This is a genomic window from Flavobacteriales bacterium (assembly GCA_016779935.1).
Lineage (GTDB): Bacteria > Bacteroidota > Bacteroidia > Flavobacteriales > UBA7312.
This window is the reverse complement of sequence record JADHMQ010000002.1, coordinates 47,920-64,974: the sequence shown is the minus strand read 5'-3', so window position 1 is coordinate 64,974 and position 17,055 is coordinate 47,920. Positions and strand designations below refer to the sequence as shown.

Here is a 17,055-nt window from a genome sequence, read left to right as displayed (position 1 = left end):
TATTTAATCTCCTGCAGATGTTATTAGATGTGCCTCATTGTTTTTTATGAGATTATGACATCCTGATGAGTACTTATCATTGACTCTGCCAGGCGCTGCGAACACCTCCCTGTTGTAAGAGTTTGCCATTCGTGCAGTTATCATTGCGCCCCCTTTAACATTACTTTCTACTACAACCGTAGCGTCGGAAAGGCCCGCAATGATTCTGTTTCTTCTTACAAAGTTTTCTTTCACAATCTTTGTTTGACTGACAAACTCCGTAAGTAAGCCCCCATTCTCAATCATTTTAGAAGCCAAATCTCTGTTTAATTTTGGATAGATGGTGTCCAAGCCATGCGCCAATACACCTACTGTTTGAAGATTGTTTTTTACGGACTCCTTATGAGCAAATTTATCAATACCATAAGCTACACCACTCACAATGAGTGGAGCGTAAGGCGCTAAGTCTTGAATGAACTCTTTACAAAAAGAATGACCATAAGAGGTCGCGTTTCTTGTTCCAACAACACTAATTATTTTTGGATTATCAAGATTAAATTTTCCTTTCATAAATAGTAATGTCGGAGCATCTTTGCAATGTTTTAATTTTTGCGGATAATTTTCTCCCCAATATGATAAACATCTAATATTGTTGTTTTGAATGAAAATCAACTCTTGTTCGGCTCTTGAAAGAACAGAACTTTTTTTAATTTGACTAGCCAAGACTGGACCAATATTTGGTATTTTTTCTAAATTAGATTGTTTTTCTTGAAAGACCGCTTCCAAACCTCCACAATAGGCAACTATTTTTTTAGTGTTGACCGGTCCAATCCCTTTAATTTGATTGAGACCAATATGGAATATGAGTTCTTGTGTCATGGCAATAAATTTGTACTTTGCAAATCTAAACTTTAATTTAATGACCCTGATTAGGTTTATACTGACGCTTTTATTTTTGAATTGTTTTCAACTGTATGCACAAGTCTATTATGGAAGTGTTGTTGATGAGTCTAATTCTGAACCTCTCATTGGGGTTAATATACTGTTGGATAACAAAGGTGTTACAACTTCAGATATTGACGGTAAGTTTGAGGTTACACTTACAGAACAAAAACACTCTATTGCCTTTAGTTACATAGGCTTTGAAGATGAAGTAAGAAACATTCAGCTGAAAAATGGAGAGTCTAGGCAAGAGACAATCAAAATGTCAGATAATGCTAAACTTATAGAAACTGTTGTTGTTTCGGCGGGCAAGTTCGAGCAACGCCTTGAAGAAACTACAGTTTCTGTTGAAGTAATTAAACCCATTTTTATTGCCAATAAAAACACAACAAATATTCAAACAGCGATTGATCAAGTGCCAGGTGTAAATATTACCGATGGACAAGCCAACATAAGGGGAGGAAGTGGATGGAGCTATGGTGCTGGAACAAGAGTTCAAGTATTAGTAGATGATATGCCTCTAATTTCTGGCGATGCCGGTCAAGCTCAATGGAATTTAATTTCTACAGAAAACATCAATCAAGTAGAAATTATTAAAGGAGCATCCTCAGCGCTTTATGGCTCTTCTGCTTTAAATGGTGTTATAAATATTCGAACAGCATACCCTACTAATAGGCCAGAAACAAAAGTGAATTTTCATATTGGCTACTATGACGATGCCCGTCGTGAAAGTCTTAACTGGTGGGGAGATAATAAAAGAACTATACATGGTGTTGACTTTTTACATAAACAAAAGGTTGGCAATCTTGACTTAGTATTAGGCGGTTTTCTTTTGGAAGATGAAGGATATAGGTATGATGAGGAAACAAGTCGAAAACGTTTTAATTTTAATACGCGTTATAAAAATCAAAAAATAGAGGGGCTATCGTATGGTGTTAATGCTAATTTTCTGTTCAACGAAACAGCTTCAGCGCTAATTTGGCAAAGTTATGACGAAGCCTATATTCCTTTGGATAGTTCCGTAACAAAAACTAGTGGAGATGTCTACAATATTGACCCTTTCATAACCTATGTGAATCCAAATAATGGTGACAAACATAATTTAAGAACTCGCTACATGAGAGTTATAAACGATAACGACACTAAAGATGACCCTGACGGTCAAGATAATGAGTCCTCCACCTATTATACTGAATACCAATATCAAAAAACTATAGAACCTCTTAGGCTTAATTGGACTAGCGGATTGATGAACGAATACGTTGATGCCGAAGCCGATTTGTTCAATGGAAAAAACTTCAGATTAAACAATGCTATTTTCACCCAATTGGATAAAAAGTTTGGAAATCGAATTAATTTATCCTTCGGAGCCAGGTACGAGCAATTTAAATTAGAAACTAGTGAACTGTATTTAATAGATGGTGACTCGATAAATTCATTCAAAGCAGCGAAACCTGTTTTCAGAGCAGGTGTAAATTACCAAATTGGTGAAGGTACTTTTTTGAGATCGTCAATAGGTCAAGGGTATAGATTTCCAAGTATTGCAGAATTATTTATTGAAACCGAGGTTTCAGGAGGAATATACGTGTTTCAAAATCCTGAGCTAAAGCCAGAAGAAGGATGGAGTTCAGAAATAGCCATAAAGCAGGGTTATCAAATAAGTGAATGGCAAGGATATATTGATGTAGCTGCCTTTATTATGGAATATGAAAACATGATGGAATTTAGCTTTGGACAGTGGCAAGAAGTTAGTAGTGAAAGTTTAGGCATTGGCTTTAAATCCATAAACATTGGTGACACAAAAATATCAGGTATCGAATTCTCAACTGCTGCTAGTGGTAAAATAAACAATACAGAAATCAACCTATTAGGTGGATACACTTACATTGATGCTATTCCAAAAAACCCTGAGAAACCATATGGAGAAGATATTTACGGTTTGGAACTAAACTACTACAATACCAGTTCGCTAGACTCCAACACCCTATTTCTAAAATATAGACACAAGCACATTGCCAAATTAGACATCGAATTTAAAAGAGAAAAAGTGTCTTTTGGTACAAGCTTTAGATACAACAGCTTCATGCAAAATATCGACTATATCTTTGTCTCCCCTATTTTTGAAACGGTAGTGCCTGGAATAGCTGAATCAAGAGAAAAATTAAAAAATGGCGACTTCATTGTTGATGCCAGGTTAATTTATCAACTTTCAAACGAACTATCTCTGTCATTAATCGCTAACAATCTACTAAACAGAGAATATCAAACCAGACCATCAAACATGATGCCTCCTCGTTCCCTTTCTGTAAAATTTAGTCTTAAGATATGAAAACAGTTGGTATAATCCCTGCCAGATACCAGTCCAGTAGATTTCCAGGAAAACCTCTAGCCGATATACTTGGCAAAAGCATGATTCAACGCGTGTATGAACAAGCTAAAAAATCAAGATTAGATGATGTATTTGTTGCGACTGATGATGAACGAATTGTACATGAAGTTCTATCATTTAAAGGTAAGGTAAAACTGACTTCTGATAAACACCTCAGCGGCACTGACAGATGTAAAGAAGTTTTTGAAGGGTTTTCAAATGACTTTGATGTTGTGGTAAATATTCAAGGTGATGAGCCTTTCATTGAAGCAGAACAGATCAACCAACTTATTGATACTTTTGAAAACGCCAATACGCAGATATCTACCCTAGCTCAGCGAATTGAAGAAGCTGAAGAACTACAAAATTACAATAAGCCAAAGGTTCTTTTTGATGAAAATGAAATGGCGGTTTCATTTGATAGAATCGTCAGTAGCCCATTCAAGGCGAATACTTTCTACAAACATATAGGACTGTATGCTTTTCGTTCTGATATACTGAAAGAAATATCTGAACTGAAGCCGTCTCCAAAAGAAATTGAGTTAAAATTAGAACAATGGCGATGGTTAGAAAATGGCTATAATATTACGGTTAAAATAACGCCTTTTGACACCTATTCGGTAGATACTAAAGAAGATTTGAAAAAAATTATTGAAAGATTTGGGTAGACTTATCGAAAATAATATTTTAGCAACACGATGAAAACAAACATTAACAAGCATATTTCAGATTTACTTTGCGAACATAACTGCGTGATTATCCCAGAGTTTGGCGGCTTTGTAGCCAACTACGAATCTGCTTTTATCGATAGTAGAACGAATCATATGTTTGCTCCAAAGAAGTCTATTGTTTTCAATAGAAGTCTTAAAAATAACGACGGACTACTTGTTAATGAAATTGCAGTTGGAGAAGGTCTAACCTTCAAACAAGCTAAAAAAGAACTGGACAAATACGTCCTTAATTTAAATGAATCTTTATCACTACATAAAAAGGTATTCATTGATGAGCTTGGAACATTATTGCTAACTTCTGAAAATAAAGTGTTGTTTGTTCAATCAAATTCAAGGAATCACTTGCTTGATAGTTATGGCTTTTCTACCATTCAATATCCAGCTATTCAGCGCACTTCTGTTCAAGAACGTTTTGAGGAGAAAATCAAACATATTGATAAAGCTCATTTACCAAGCAACAAAAAGCCTTGGCTTAGAGCAGCAGCAGTCCTCATTCCACTTTTGATGGTGAGTGCTTTAGGCATTTCTAATAAAGGCAAGATACACTCTGTCTATGCTAACCTATCCCCTTTTGGGTCGTCAAACTCAACAGTTGTGGAAGTGGCAGAAACTGTAACTACCCATTCATCTACATTCGATGTAGAAAGTCCAACCAACAACATTGAAGAGGCTGTATTATCTTTTTATGAAGCAAAGAATTCTATGACCACTGTTGTTGAAGAAGTAAATGAGGTTCCAAAACACTTCATTATTGCAGGGGCTTTTTCTTCTGAAAGAAATGCTAACAAAATGATTTCAAGCTTAAAGAAATCAAACTTTTCAACTTCCAAAATTGTAGGCAAAAGTAAGTCTGGACTTTACAGAGTATCTTATGATGGATTCGTAAATTCATCCGATGCAATTTTGGCTTTACGAGAAATTAAGAAGACCAACCCTAGCGCTTGGCTTCTTTCAACACACTAAACAATGTCTTCTAAAAAACCTTTACAAAGTTTAGCCACTCTTACAGAGATGGTTCTTCCTAACGATACCAATAATTTAGATAATTTAATGGGAGGTCGACTGCTCCATTGGATGGATATAGCAGCCGCTATTTCTGCACATCGCCATTGTGGCAGAATCGTAGTAACTGCTTCAGTCAATAACGTATCCTTTGAAAAACCAATTCCTAGAGGAAGTATTGTTACATTAGAAGCTAAAATTTCCAGAGCATTCAAATCCTCTATGGAAGTATTTGTAGATGTGTGGATGGAAAACCAATCGACTAAAGGCAGACAAAAATGCAATGAAGCCATTTATACATTTGTAGCTGTAGATCAATTAGGAAGTCCTATTGCTGTTCCATCTATCGCACCAGAATCTGAATTGGAAAAAGAACGCTTTGAAGGGGCTTTGAGAAGACGACAATTAAGTCTTATTTTATCGGGAAGAATGAAGCCAGAAGAAGCTTCTGAACTGAAAGCCTTATTTACTTAATAGGCGATAAATCTATTTCTTTCATACATTTAAAATGTCCTCTTGGGCATTTCGAATAGCCAATTTTTGAACAAGGGCGACAGCCTAGTTCTTTATTTTCTACAATTACTGACTCAGGGTCAGGAAGATAAGGAACCATCCCAAAAGGGGGTGCCGTATTGCCCCAAACAGAAAAAATCTTTTTCTTTAAAGCTGCTGAAATATGCATCATTCCTGTATCGTGTGATACTACAAATTCTGCCCCTTTCACCAATAATGCCGATTGGGTAAGCGATAATTCTCCACAAGCATTTAGTCCAAATTCCGTTTGACTTATAATTTCTCTACCACGTTCAGCATCCTCAGACCCACCAACCAAAACAAACTTTCGGTTTAGTTGCTTACACAATTCAATGAGTTTGAAGGTTGGTAGTATCTTAGTAGAGTGTTGCCCCCCAATAACTACAGCAACGAATGGGTCTTTTAATTGAAAGGCCTTTGGTAAAGATTCTGTCTCAGGAATAAAAAAATCTAAGCCCTGCATGTCGTTTTTTACGCCCAAATGCTCTACAGTAGCTATGTTTCTATCTACCATATGTATAGGAGGCATGAGGTTTATCTTAAAAGTTGTCAATAAAAACTTTCTAATATTCAATTTATTAACACTTGTAGACGGTAGCTTCAATGCCCGTTTTATTTTTAGAGTACGTAAGTTATGATGCAAATCCACCACAAAATCATAGCCTTCAGTTTGCAAAGGCTCTGTGCCATCCTCATAATGGCGAATCCTATCTATGTATGGATTATGGCATAGCCATTTTGCAAATGCCTTTTTTGTAAGGAAATGAACCTCAGCATTAAGCTGCTTTTTCAATACTCTAACAACAGGAGATGTCAATACAATATCACCAATAGAACTCAAGCGAATAACTAATATTTTCATTGGTTTAGACATCGTTCAAAGCTAAATAAATTATCCTAATTTTGCCCCCATGAATCTGATTGATACACATACCCATTTGTTTAGCAGTCAATTTGATGAAGACAGACATCAAGTTGTTCAAAATGCCATTGACAAAGGCGTAAGCAAAATGTTGCTCCCCAACATCAGTAGCGAAACCATTGATGCTATGCATAAACTATGTGCAGATTTCCCTTCACATTGCTTTCCAATGATGGGTCTTCACCCTTGCGATGTAAAGGAAAACTATTTGGAGGAATTGGAGATCATCAAAGCTCATTTAGACAAAGGAAAATATGTCGCGGTGGGCGAAATAGGCATCGATTTGTATTGGGACAAAAGTACTTTACACATTCAAAAAGAGGCGTTTCATCAACAACTCATGTGGGGAAAGAAGTACAATTTGCCAGTAGCCATTCACATACGAGAAAGTTTTGATGAGGTATTTGAAGTTATTGAAGAGGTGAATGACGACATGTTAAGAGGCGTTTTTCACTGCTTTACTGGCACCGTCGAACAAGGAAAAAAAGCCATAGAGCTAGGCTTTATGCTAGGGGTTGGAGGAGTAGCTACCTTCAAAAATAGCGGACTGGACAAGACTCTAAAAGAGTTTTCCTTAGAACATCTTATTTTGGAAACCGACAGTCCCTACCTCGCTCCTACACCACATAGAGGCAAGCGTAATGAAAGCTCATTTTTACCTTTAATGGCACAAAAACTGGCAGACATTCATGAGATTAACATAGAAGAAGTTGCCGAAAGGACCACTCACAATGCTAATACATTATTTAAATTATGACACATTTAAAATCTGTACTACTTATTTATACTGGCGGAACTATTGGCATGTACAAGTCAGGCAATGGCGGCCTCAAAGCCTTTGATTTAGAAAAACTTAAAAGTCAAATTCCTGAACTCAATAGCTTTGATATCAAAATACATACCACTAGCATTGACCCCCCTATTGATTCCTCAAACATGAATCAAGACGTATGGGTACAACTGGCTGAAATCATACAAAAAGAATATACCAAATTTGATGGCTTTGTAATCCTTCACGGCTCTGATACTATGGCATATACGGCATCTGTATTGAGCTTTATGCTCGAAAACCTACATAAACCTGTAGTACTAACAGGCGCACAACTGCCCATAGGTGTAAGACGAACGGATGCCAAAGAAAATATTATCTCATCCATAGAAATTGCAGCTGAAGGAAAAGTGCCTGAAGTTTGCGTTTACTTTGAATACCGACTACTGAGAGGAAACCGAAGTATAAAAATAAATGCCGAGCACTTCGAAGCTTTTAAAAGTCCCAACTTCATCCCCCTTGCAGAAGCTGGCTTACAAATAAAATACAACCCTATCAGTTACGACCATACTGACAAGGAATTTGCCGTTCATACCTCACTGTCCAATGACGTAATGATGCTAAAACTGTTCCCAAACATGAATAAAAATTTTATTCAAAGCACCCTTAGATTGCCTTACAAAGCTATTGTTCTAGAAACTTTTGGCTCAGGGAACGCTACTACTTCAGACTGGTTTATTGATGCTTTGAAAGAAGCCATAGAAAACAATAAAATCATTTTGAATATCAGTCAGTGCCTCTCCGGAAGCGTTAGCCAAGGATTATATGAAACCAGCTCAAAGCTAGAAGAGTTGGGAGTGGTTAGTGGTAAAGATATGACTACTGAAGCGGCATTAACCAAACTCATGTACTTAATTGGCGAAGGGTATCCAATTGAAAAGATTAAGGAACTTCTTCAAATTTCAATGAGGGGAGAACTCACCAATTAAATTTCATTTAGTAGATTTGCCAACCCTACTGGAAAGGTGGCCGAGTGGCTTAAGGCGCACGCTTGGAAAGCGTGTATACGGAAACGTATCGGGGGTTCGAATCCCTTCCTTTCCGCAATAGACAAAAGCACCCAAAAGGGTGTTTTTTCTATTTAAAGACCTAAAATAGAGTGGCACGAGCAAGGATGCTCGCGCCAACAATGGAAAAACCTTTTAAGTTATTTGAACAATCGATTAAAAAATTTCTGCAATAGGGGTGCAAAGAAAACAGAAGAAGCACCAATAATAGAATATATGATGAAACTAAAATCTTGACTTAGAACTATCTCATCTTGGTGAGTTAAATAATACAAGAACGAAAATAATTGATTAAAATCCAACATACTTGATTTTTTGAATCTAAGGACAAAAACACATTAAGCTTATTGGACGCAACATATGTATTTAGAGTGTATTTTTTTAAAAATTATTTATGTAGATTTGCGATACTTAAAATTTTAAATCAAATTAAAACAATATCAAAATGAAAAATCTCTTAGCACTTTTTATGCTGACTATTTCCCTTTCAATAGGCACAAGTCAGGTTTCATATGCTATTACTCAAGATGAAGTGGACACAACCGCCCAAGTTGAAGAAACTCAAACTGTTGAAGAAGAAGTTGTAGAAACAACTGCAACAGAAAGCGCTGAAGTCGCTGAAAACCCTTCTTTTCACCAAGTAATCAAACAAAAATTTATTGAAGGTGGTCCATCGTTCATGGGTATCGTTCTATTGTGTCTTATCTTAGGATTAGCACTATGTATTGAGCGTATCATCTACCTAAACAAAGCGACTACAAACGCTGATGAATTACTAAACGACATTGAAGGTGCATTATCTTCAGGAAACGTTGAAGGTGCTAAAGAGGTGTGCAGAAACACTGCTGGTCCTGTAGCAAGTATCTTCTACCAAGGTTTAGACCGTTCAGGTGAAGGTATTGATGTTGTAGAGAAATCAGTTGTAGCATACGGAAGTGTACAAATGGGATTATTAGAAAGAGGTCTTTCTTGGATTTCATTATTCATTGCCCTAGCACCTATGCTTGGTTTTATGGGTACTGTAATTGGTATGATTGGTGCCTTTGATGCTATTGAAGCAGCAGGTGATATCTCTCCATCTTTAGTTGCTGGAGGTATTAAAGTAGCACTTTTAACAACGGTATTCGGTCTTATCGTAGCGATGATACTTCAAATCTTTTACAACTACATCGTTGCTAAAATTGACAGCATCGTAAACACTATGGAAGATGCATCTATTTCTTTCGTAGACATTTTAGTGAAAAATAAAATCAAATAAAGCATGTCAGATTTTCTAATCAACGCTGGATTGATTCTTACCTACTTAATGATAGGCGTTGCTGCCCTTGCAGCCATCGTTTATCCGCTTATGTTCTTGGCAAAGAATCCGTCTAAAGGAAAAAACGCGCTGATGGGAGTGGGTGGATTGGTGCTTATTTGCATCCTTTCATACATTATCGCATCAGGAGATATTATGAACTTCCCTGGTTCTGAAAAGTTTGGAATGACTGAAGGCTCTACCAAAAGAGTGGGAATGGGTTTAATTACCTTTTACATCCTCTCTATTGGAGCTATTGTTGCAGTTCTTTATGCTGAACTAGGAAAACTATTTAAAAAGTAGAACTATGGCAAGAAGAGCAAAAGGCGCATCGGAAATCAATGCAGGCTCTATGGCCGATATTGCTTTCTTACTTCTTATCTTCTTTTTGGTAACTACTACCATGGATGTTGATACGGGCTTGGCTCGTAAGCTCCCTCCAATGCCTGAAGAAGAAATTGAACAAGACGATTCTCAAATAAAAGCCAAGAACATCTATGTAGTTCTTATCAACTCCAACAATCAGTTGCTGGTTGAAAATGAATTCCTAGATATTTCTCAGCTAAGAGCTGGGGCTAAAGCCTTTATTAACAATAAAGGTAGAGACCCAGAATCATCAGACAATCCACAAAAAGCCATAATATCATTACAAAATGATAGAGGTACTTCATACGAAACCTATATACAGGTGCAGAATGAATTGGCCGCAGCTTATCGTGAATTAAGAGATGCCAGTTCAATGAAAAAATTTGGCCTGATGTACAGCGATTTATCTAAGCGTCAACAAAAGGAAGTTAGAGAAGAATATCCTCAAAAGATTTCTGAAGCAGAACCTAAAAACATAGGAAAATAATTATGTCTAAGTTTAAAAAAGATAACAACAAAGATACTCCGGGTATCTCAACAGCATCCTTACCTGATATTGTTTTTATGCTGTTATTTTTCTTCATGGTAACAACTGTAATGCGTGAGACAACCATCATGGTAAAACAAAGCCTTCCGCAAGCCAGTGAAATCCAAAAATTAGAGAAAAAATCTTTAGTAAGCTACATTTACATAGGTAGTCCTGTTGAGCGAATGCAAACAACTTACGGTACTAAAGCCCGTATTCAATTGAACGATGCTTTTGCTACTGTGGATGACATCCCTCAATACATTACTGCAGAACGTGCTGCAAGAGATGAAAAAGAGGTGCCTTTCATGACAACTTCTATCAAAGTAGATAAAGACACTAAAATGGGAATCGTAACGGACGTAAAACAAGAACTCCGTAAGGCTAACGCACTCAAAATAAATTACTCTACGAGAAAAGCGGTACAATAAGATTTTCAAGAAAAAATTTAAGCCCTCTTTAGAGGGCTTTTTTTATACCTTTTTGAGAGAAATTTCTTTAAGCAAATACAATAACAGCCCCACAGAAAGCAAGGCTATCAATAGCATAGACGTTTGCCCCTGATTAACCCCTATGGTTTCAACATCTGCTGTAAGCCTTCCCTTTACAACCATATAAGATAGAATGACTGCTGCTGCATTATTTACAAAATGAGCTAGAATAGGAAGCCAAATAGAACCGCTCCAATAAAACAAATACCCCAAAAGACCACCGATTAAAAAGCGAGGGAGAAAACCTAGAAACTGTAAGTGCATAGCACTAAAAAGAAATGCGGTTATCCAAATACTCAAATGAATTTTCCCACTCCATTTTGATAACTCTTTTTGAATAACACCTCTGAAAAGCAATTCCTCTCCCAAAGCCGGAATTATGGCTATAATGACAATATTTACAGCTAATCCAAGAGCAGTATTAACAGACAAAAAGGCTTCAGTAATTGCCATAGCTTTAGCCTCAGCTGCTCTCATCCAAGCTTCTACCGACTCCAGAAAGGCAGGCAAATGCAATTGCTCATTCCAAAACGATAAACCATTTATTAAAGGCATAGCAAACAACATAATCACGACAGTTAACATCAGCTGTTGTCGGCTTACCGACTTAAAAGACAATGAATTGCCACTTAAATATGCAAAAAGAAAAGGCGGTGCAATAAAAATCCCCGCCGAACTCCACGCTTGTAAAAACTTCAATGAGAATATGGTCTCTTGACTCTGCAAATCGGTCAATGAAGAGGCTCCGAACAACAAAGAACCAGACATACCAATGAGGTTTGCCACAAAAAAACAGCTAAATATGAGAAGAAATAAGAGGATAAACTGCTTGGATAACGAATGTGATTGATAAATCCCTTTCAGCTTCATAGAAAATAATATTTAATTAGTTTTGCAAAAGATGAGTGTAAAGATAGGTAATATCGATTTAGGAGACTTCCCCTTACTGCTTGCTCCAATGGAAGACGTAAGTGATCCTCCCTTTCGAGCATTATGCAAAAAAAATGGTGCAGACGTTATGTTCACCGAGTTCATTTCTTCAGAGGGACTTATTAGAGATGCCGCCAAAAGCGTTCAAAAATTGGATTTCTTCGAATACGAACGTCCACTAGCCATTCAGATTTTCGGGCACGATATAGAGTCCATGAGAAAAACAACAACTATTTGTGAGGCTGCCGAACCCGACTTCATAGACATAAACTACGGTTGTCCAGTAAAAAAAGTAACTTGTAAAGGTGCGGGTGCAGGGATATTACAAGATATTCCTAAGATGGTGTCCATGACAAAAGAAATTGTGAATTCCACTCACCTGCCAGTAACCGTCAAAACACGCTTAGGATGGGACGACAATAGCAAACATATTGTTGAAGTCGCGGAACGCTTGCAAGACGTTGGCATAAAAGCCATTTCTATTCACGGACGTACACGAAAACAAATGTATAAAGGGGAAGCCGATTGGAGCCTAATTGCCGATGTGAAAAACAACAGTCGAATGCATATTCCTGTCATTGGAAATGGAGACGTCGATAGTCCAGAAGCAGCAAAGCTCAAAAAAGAAAAATACGGCATTGACGGCATAATGATTGGTCGTGCAGCCATTGGCTACCCATGGATTTTTAACGAAATAAAACACTATTTAAAGACTGGCGAACACCTAGAAAAGCCAACAATGGTGGACAGAATAAAAACGTGTAAAGAGCATTTGGAATTTTCATTAAAATGGAAAGGCCCTATACTAGGAGTAGTAGAAACTCGACGACACTACACCAATTATTTCAAACATATTCCAAACTTCAAAGATTACAGAATGCGATTGGTTACCACCCAAGAGCCTGAAGAACTTTTTGATATTTTGGATGAAATAAAAATGAAATTTGGCAGCTCCCAATTTAGTTAAATGAAAGAAACCAGAATAAATAAATACCTCAGCGAGGCAGGCTATTGCTCAAGAAGAGCTGCAGATAAACTCATCGAAGAAGGTAGAGTAACCATTAATGACGAAGTACCACTTATGGGCACTAAAATTGTAGAGGGTGATGTTGTAAAGGTAGATGGTAAAAGTGTTGTCAAAAAGGATGAAAAAGCCGTTTACTTGGTCTTAAACAAGCCAAGGGGCATTGTTTGCACCACCGACACTCGAGTAGAAAAAGATAATATTATTGACTTCATAAACTACCCAAAACGTATCTTCCCAATAGGCAGACTTGACAAAGCCAGTGAGGGACTGATATTGCTTACCAATGATGGCGATATCGTCAATAAAATACTGAGGGCTAGAAATAACCATGAGAAAGAATACATCGTTCAAGTAAACAAACCCATTGACATAGACTTTGTTAAAAAGATGAGTCAGGGGGTGCCAATATTAGATACTATTACTCGACCATGTAAAGTGGAGCAACTTAGCAGGGTGCGTTTCAAGATTATTCTTACTCAAGGACTAAATCGCCAGATACGCCGAATGTGCGAATACCTCGGCTATCACGTACAAGTACTAAAGCGGGTGCGAATAATGAATATTCATTTAGACTTGCCCAATGGAAAATACAGGGAAATGACAAAAGAAGAATTCAGAGAGCTCAATAATTTATTGGCTGACTCCTCTAAAACTATAGATAATTAAAGCAGCTGCTTACTCAGTTGCCTAGAAGGAATAATACTAGCTACACTTCCTATTAGCATTACAATAAAGCCAACCAATACTACATCTATAGCCTCTACAACTACTGGATAACTATCGACAACAAAAGACCCATTGCCCATCTTTACTATTCCAAAATATATTTGTACATAGGCTATCAGCAAACCAAATAGTAAACCAATTACAGCCCCTAAAGCAGTAGTCAAAAGTCCTTCATAGAAGAATATGTTTTTGATTAATAAACGGTTTGCCCCAAGATTAAAAAGCAGTTCAATATCCTTCTTTTTTTCAATCAACAACATGGTAAGCGAACCAATAATATTAAAAGTGGCAATGATTAAAATAAAGGTCAATATGAGAAAAACAGCTAGTTTTTCAGAACTCAGTATTTTGTAAAGAAAAGCATGTTGTTCAAATCGACTTTTCACCTCGAACTGACTGCCCAATATTTCTTGCAAATCAGCTTGAATACCGGCTATTTCCGAGTCACTACATTTTATCTCAAGCGAGGAAGACTGTCCCTTTCTGTTTAAAATTTCTCTGATAAATGATATTGGTGCAATAACATACTCGGCATCAAAATCAGATTGAATGCTAAACACTCCAACAGGCAAGATGCTTTTTTGAATAAAAGATTCTTCAGGGCGTAAAAGGTTATTTTTTTCTCGATCCGGAACATATACTTTCAGCTGCTCAAAAGCATTTCCTATACGCATAGACAAATAGTACGCCACCCCTTGTCCTACTATAGCTGTATTCTTCGACTCATAAACATACATGTATTCACCTGCAACAAGTAAGCTATCTATAGAATTGATATTTTTAAAATTATCATCAACACCCTTTAGTGTAGCGATGTATTCTTTTTCTTGATAACGCAAAAGCACCTTTTCCTCCAAAACTTCTGAATACAGAATATTATTTTCGTTGAGATAGGCCTTTGCCTCTTCAAAATCAGAAACTTTCCCTTCTAAAACGGATACTTTTATAGGCGGATCAAAAGAATTGTAAAGGGATAAAATAAGTTGTTCAAAGCCATTAAAAACAGACAAAATCAATACCAAAGCTGCAGTACCTACCGCTACGCCTATCATTGACGCTAGACTTACAAAATGAACAACATTTTTAGATTTTTTGGCGAACAAATACCGTTTAGCTATGTATAAGGCTACTCTCAATGCTATTCTTTTAGTAAATCTTCAATCTGCTGAGAGTAGTCAACCGAATCGTCTAAAAAGAATTTGAGCTCAGGAACTTTTCGCATTTGATTACGAATACGTTGCCCTAATTTTTTACGAATAGCATAGCCTTGCTTATTCATTCTTTCAAGCAAAGCGTCTTTATCATCTGTACCAAACACACTGATATATACTCTAGCAATAGACAAATCTGGCGATACACGCACTACAGTAACTGACACAAAAGAAGTGCCAATTAAATCCCTACCATGTAATTGTAAAATTTCAGATAAATCTTTCAGCAATTGTCTCGAAACCTTTTTCTGTCTTGTACTTTCCATAGAACAAAGATAAATTTTTAGAACCTTAAAAGAGCATTTTAATACATTTGCATAATGAAAGATTTTTTTAAAGTCTTACGATTTGCCAAGCCTTACTGGGTTTATGCCGTATTTAATATCGTCTTTAACATCCTAACGGTAATCTTTTCTTTGGTGTCCATTACCATGATAATTCCGTTTTTAGGCTTACTTTTTGGCACACAAGAAAAAGTATATGAAGCGCCGGAATTGGCTTTCAGTACTTCATCCATCAAAGAAAACTTCTATTTTCAAATCACACAAATTATAGAGACAAGAGGAGAAATTGATGCCTTATTGTTCATATGCCTTTTGGTATTGGTAATGTTTATGTTCCGAAATTTATTTAGGTATTTGGCACTATACTTTCTAACTCCAATACGAAATGGGGTAGTTAGAGATATGCGTAATGCCTTACACAAAAAGGTGCTGTCTTTACCACTTGGCTTTTATACCGAAAAAAGGAAGGGGGATATTATTGCCCGAATGACAACTGATTTAGTAGAAATTGAATGGTCTATAATGAGCTCATTGGAAATGATATTCAAAGACCCTTTGAATATTATAATCTTTTTAGCTACTCTAATCGTTATTAGTCCACAGCTCACTATTTTTGTAATTGTACTATTCCCTATTGCTGGTTTTTTAATTGCTCGAATTGGCAAAAGCCTCAAGAAATCATCAGATAGAGGACAAAATAAAATGGGCGAACTCCTCTCTATTATTGAAGAAAACATAAGAGGCTTACGCATCATTAAAGGCTTTCATGCTGAAGAAAAAATTCAAGAAAAATTTGAAGAAAACAGCGACGATTACCGCTATATAATGACCAAGCTGCTCCGTAAAAAAGATTTATCATCTCCAATGAGTGAATTTTTGAGTACCATTGTTCTAGTCTGTGTTATGTGGTTCGGCGGACAATTGGTATTAGGGGCCGACAATGTGTTATCGCCAGAAGCCTTTATCGGTTACATTGCTATATTTTCTCAAATCATTCCTCCTGCCAAGTCCTTTACCACAGCATTCTATTACCTCCAAAAAGGAAGCGCATCGGCAGAAAGAGTACTGAGTATTTTGGAAACGGACAATCCAATAAAAGAGCCAAAACAAGCTAAAGGAAAAAGTAATTTTGAGTCGAGCATAGCGTTCAAAAACGTGTCTTTTCAGTACGATAATCAAGCCGTTTTAAAGAATTTAAGCCTTGAAATAAAGAAAGGAAAAAGCATAGCCCTTGTGGGAGAATCAGGAAGTGGAAAATCTACCATTGCAGATTTACTATCACGATTTTACGATATTGAAAAGGGCGAAATATTAATCGACAACGTTAATATCAAAGACTATAAGCTGACCGACTTAAGAGGACTTATGGGCATTGTATCACAAGATTCTATTTTATTCAACGATAGCGTCTTTAATAACATTACACTTGGCAATGAGAATGCCAATAAAGAAGAAGTCATTGCTGCTGCAAAAGCCGCCAATGCCCACGACTTTATTATGGAGATGCCAAAAGGTTACGATAGCACTGTGGGCGAAAATGGAGCTAAACTTTCTGGGGGACAAAAACAACGCTTAAGTATAGCACGTGCCATTTATAAAAACCCACCTATTTTGATTTTGGATGAAGCCACCTCCTCTTTGGATACTGAATCTGAAAAACTAGTACAAGACGCACTTGGCAAACTCATGAAAACACGCACTTCATTGGTTATTGCTCACCGATTGTCTACAATTCAAAATGCCGATAATATCATACTCATTAAAAAGGGAGAAATTATAGAGCAAGGTACTCACGATGAACTAAGTCAAAAAAATGGAGCTTATAAGAGACTCATTGATTATCAAAATTTCAACTAATTTTTTTCCCTTTTCTTCTTATATTT

Annotated in this window: 18 protein-coding genes and 1 tRNA gene; 14 read left to right on the top strand and 5 right to left on the bottom strand. The window is 36.7% G+C overall.

Going from position 1 to position 17,055, the window contains the following annotated elements; translation table 11 throughout:
• Positions 1 to 3: 3 nt before the first annotated feature.
• Positions 4 to 858 (bottom strand): DNA-protecting protein DprA, encoded by an 855-nt coding sequence (gene dprA / locus ISP73_02125; GenBank protein ID MBL6657381.1) that lies wholly within the window; start codon positions 856 to 858, stop codon positions 4 to 6.
• A 40-nt stretch (positions 859 to 898) separates the two neighbouring features.
• Here dprA and ISP73_02120 point away from each other — a divergent pair, with 40 nt between their 5' ends.
• The 4 genes from ISP73_02120 to ISP73_02105 are packed head-to-tail and all read left to right on the top strand — an operon-like array spanning position 899 to position 5,496.
• Entirely contained in the window at positions 899 to 3,250 is a 2,352-nt protein-coding gene (locus ISP73_02120; protein ID MBL6657380.1) for a TonB-dependent receptor, read from the top strand.
• Positions 3,247 to 3,957: a 3-deoxy-manno-octulosonate cytidylyltransferase gene (gene kdsB / locus ISP73_02115; protein MBL6657379.1), complete on the top strand. Its 711-nt coding sequence runs from the start codon at positions 3,247 to 3,249 to the stop codon at positions 3,955 to 3,957. The genes ISP73_02120 and kdsB overlap by 4 nt, the downstream gene beginning before the upstream one ends.
• A 30-nt stretch (positions 3,958 to 3,987) precedes the next feature.
• Positions 3,988 to 4,983, top strand: coding sequence for an SPOR domain-containing protein (locus tag ISP73_02110; protein ID MBL6657378.1), 996 nt, complete (start codon positions 3,988 to 3,990; stop codon positions 4,981 to 4,983).
• Between the two features lie 3 nt (positions 4,984 to 4,986).
• A complete protein-coding gene (locus ISP73_02105; GenBank protein MBL6657377.1) occupies positions 4,987 to 5,496 on the top strand; it encodes an acyl-CoA thioesterase in 510 nt (169 codons plus the stop codon).
• On the opposite strand, the gene ISP73_02100 is transcribed toward ISP73_02105, so the two are convergent.
• Complete coding sequence (locus ISP73_02100) at positions 5,489 to 6,430, bottom strand: glycosyltransferase family 9 protein (protein MBL6657376.1); 942 nt, start codon at positions 6,428 to 6,430, stop codon at positions 5,489 to 5,491. The genes ISP73_02105 and ISP73_02100 overlap by 8 nt on opposite strands.
• A 37-nt stretch (positions 6,431 to 6,467) precedes the next feature.
• On the opposite strand from ISP73_02100, the gene ISP73_02095 reads away from it, so the two are divergent.
• The 7 genes from ISP73_02095 to ISP73_02065 all read left to right on the top strand — a co-directional run bounded on the left by ISP73_02095 (position 6,468) and on the right by ISP73_02065 (position 10,934).
• Positions 6,468 to 7,235, top strand: coding sequence for a TatD family hydrolase (locus ISP73_02095; GenBank protein MBL6657375.1), 768 nt, complete (start codon positions 6,468 to 6,470; stop codon positions 7,233 to 7,235).
• On the top strand, positions 7,232 to 8,236 hold the full coding sequence (locus tag ISP73_02090) for an asparaginase (GenBank protein ID MBL6657374.1): 1,005 nt from the start codon (positions 7,232 to 7,234) through the stop codon (positions 8,234 to 8,236). Before ISP73_02095 ends, ISP73_02090 begins: the two co-directional genes overlap by 4 nt.
• 30 nt (positions 8,237 to 8,266) lie before the next feature.
• Positions 8,267 to 8,351, top strand: a tRNA-Ser gene (locus ISP73_02085).
• A 408-nt stretch (positions 8,352 to 8,759) separates the two neighbouring features.
• Entirely contained in the window at positions 8,760 to 9,572 is an 813-nt protein-coding gene (locus ISP73_02080) for a MotA/TolQ/ExbB proton channel family protein (protein MBL6657373.1), read from the top strand.
• A 3-nt stretch (positions 9,573 to 9,575) separates the two neighbouring features.
• On the top strand, positions 9,576 to 9,914 hold the full coding sequence (locus ISP73_02075) for a hypothetical protein (GenBank protein MBL6657372.1): 339 nt from the start codon (positions 9,576 to 9,578) through the stop codon (positions 9,912 to 9,914).
• Positions 9,915 to 9,918: 4 nt separating this feature from the next.
• A complete protein-coding gene (locus ISP73_02070) occupies positions 9,919 to 10,464 on the top strand; it encodes a biopolymer transporter ExbD (GenBank protein ID MBL6657371.1) in 546 nt (181 codons plus the stop codon).
• Positions 10,465 to 10,466: 2 nt separating this feature from the next.
• Positions 10,467 to 10,934, top strand: coding sequence for a biopolymer transporter ExbD (locus ISP73_02065; GenBank protein ID MBL6657370.1), 468 nt, complete (start codon positions 10,467 to 10,469; stop codon positions 10,932 to 10,934).
• Between the two features lie 42 nt (positions 10,935 to 10,976).
• Here the strand turns inward: ISP73_02065 and ISP73_02060 are convergent, their stop codons facing one another.
• Positions 10,977 to 11,780 (bottom strand): CPBP family intramembrane metalloprotease, encoded by an 804-nt coding sequence (locus ISP73_02060; protein ID MBL6657369.1) that lies wholly within the window; start codon positions 11,778 to 11,780, stop codon positions 10,977 to 10,979.
• 115 nt (positions 11,781 to 11,895) lie between these two features.
• Between ISP73_02060 and dusB the strand changes: the two genes are divergently transcribed.
• Both dusB and ISP73_02050 read left to right on the top strand, forming a co-directional pair.
• Positions 11,896 to 12,891: a tRNA dihydrouridine synthase DusB gene (gene dusB / locus ISP73_02055; GenBank protein ID MBL6657368.1), complete on the top strand. Its 996-nt coding sequence runs from the start codon at positions 11,896 to 11,898 to the stop codon at positions 12,889 to 12,891.
• A complete protein-coding gene (locus ISP73_02050) occupies positions 12,892 to 13,617 on the top strand; it encodes a pseudouridine synthase (protein ID MBL6657367.1) in 726 nt (241 codons plus the stop codon).
• On the opposite strand, the gene ISP73_02045 is transcribed toward ISP73_02050, so the two are convergent.
• Positions 13,614 to 14,813 carry an ABC transporter permease gene (locus ISP73_02045; protein MBL6657366.1) on the bottom strand — a complete coding sequence of 400 codons (1,200 nt, stop codon included), beginning with the start codon at positions 14,811 to 14,813 and terminating at the stop codon, positions 13,614 to 13,616. The genes ISP73_02050 and ISP73_02045 overlap by 4 nt on opposite strands.
• Positions 14,814 to 14,815: 2 nt before the next feature.
• Complete coding sequence (gene rbfA, locus ISP73_02040; protein MBL6657365.1) at positions 14,816 to 15,154, bottom strand: 30S ribosome-binding factor RbfA; 339 nt, start codon at positions 15,152 to 15,154, stop codon at positions 14,816 to 14,818.
• A 54-nt stretch (positions 15,155 to 15,208) separates the two neighbouring features.
• Between rbfA and ISP73_02035 the strand changes: the two genes are divergently transcribed.
• Positions 15,209 to 17,029, top strand: coding sequence for an ABC transporter ATP-binding protein (locus tag ISP73_02035; protein ID MBL6657364.1), 1,821 nt, complete (start codon positions 15,209 to 15,211; stop codon positions 17,027 to 17,029).
• The last annotated feature ends 26 nt before the right edge of the window (positions 17,030 to 17,055 follow it).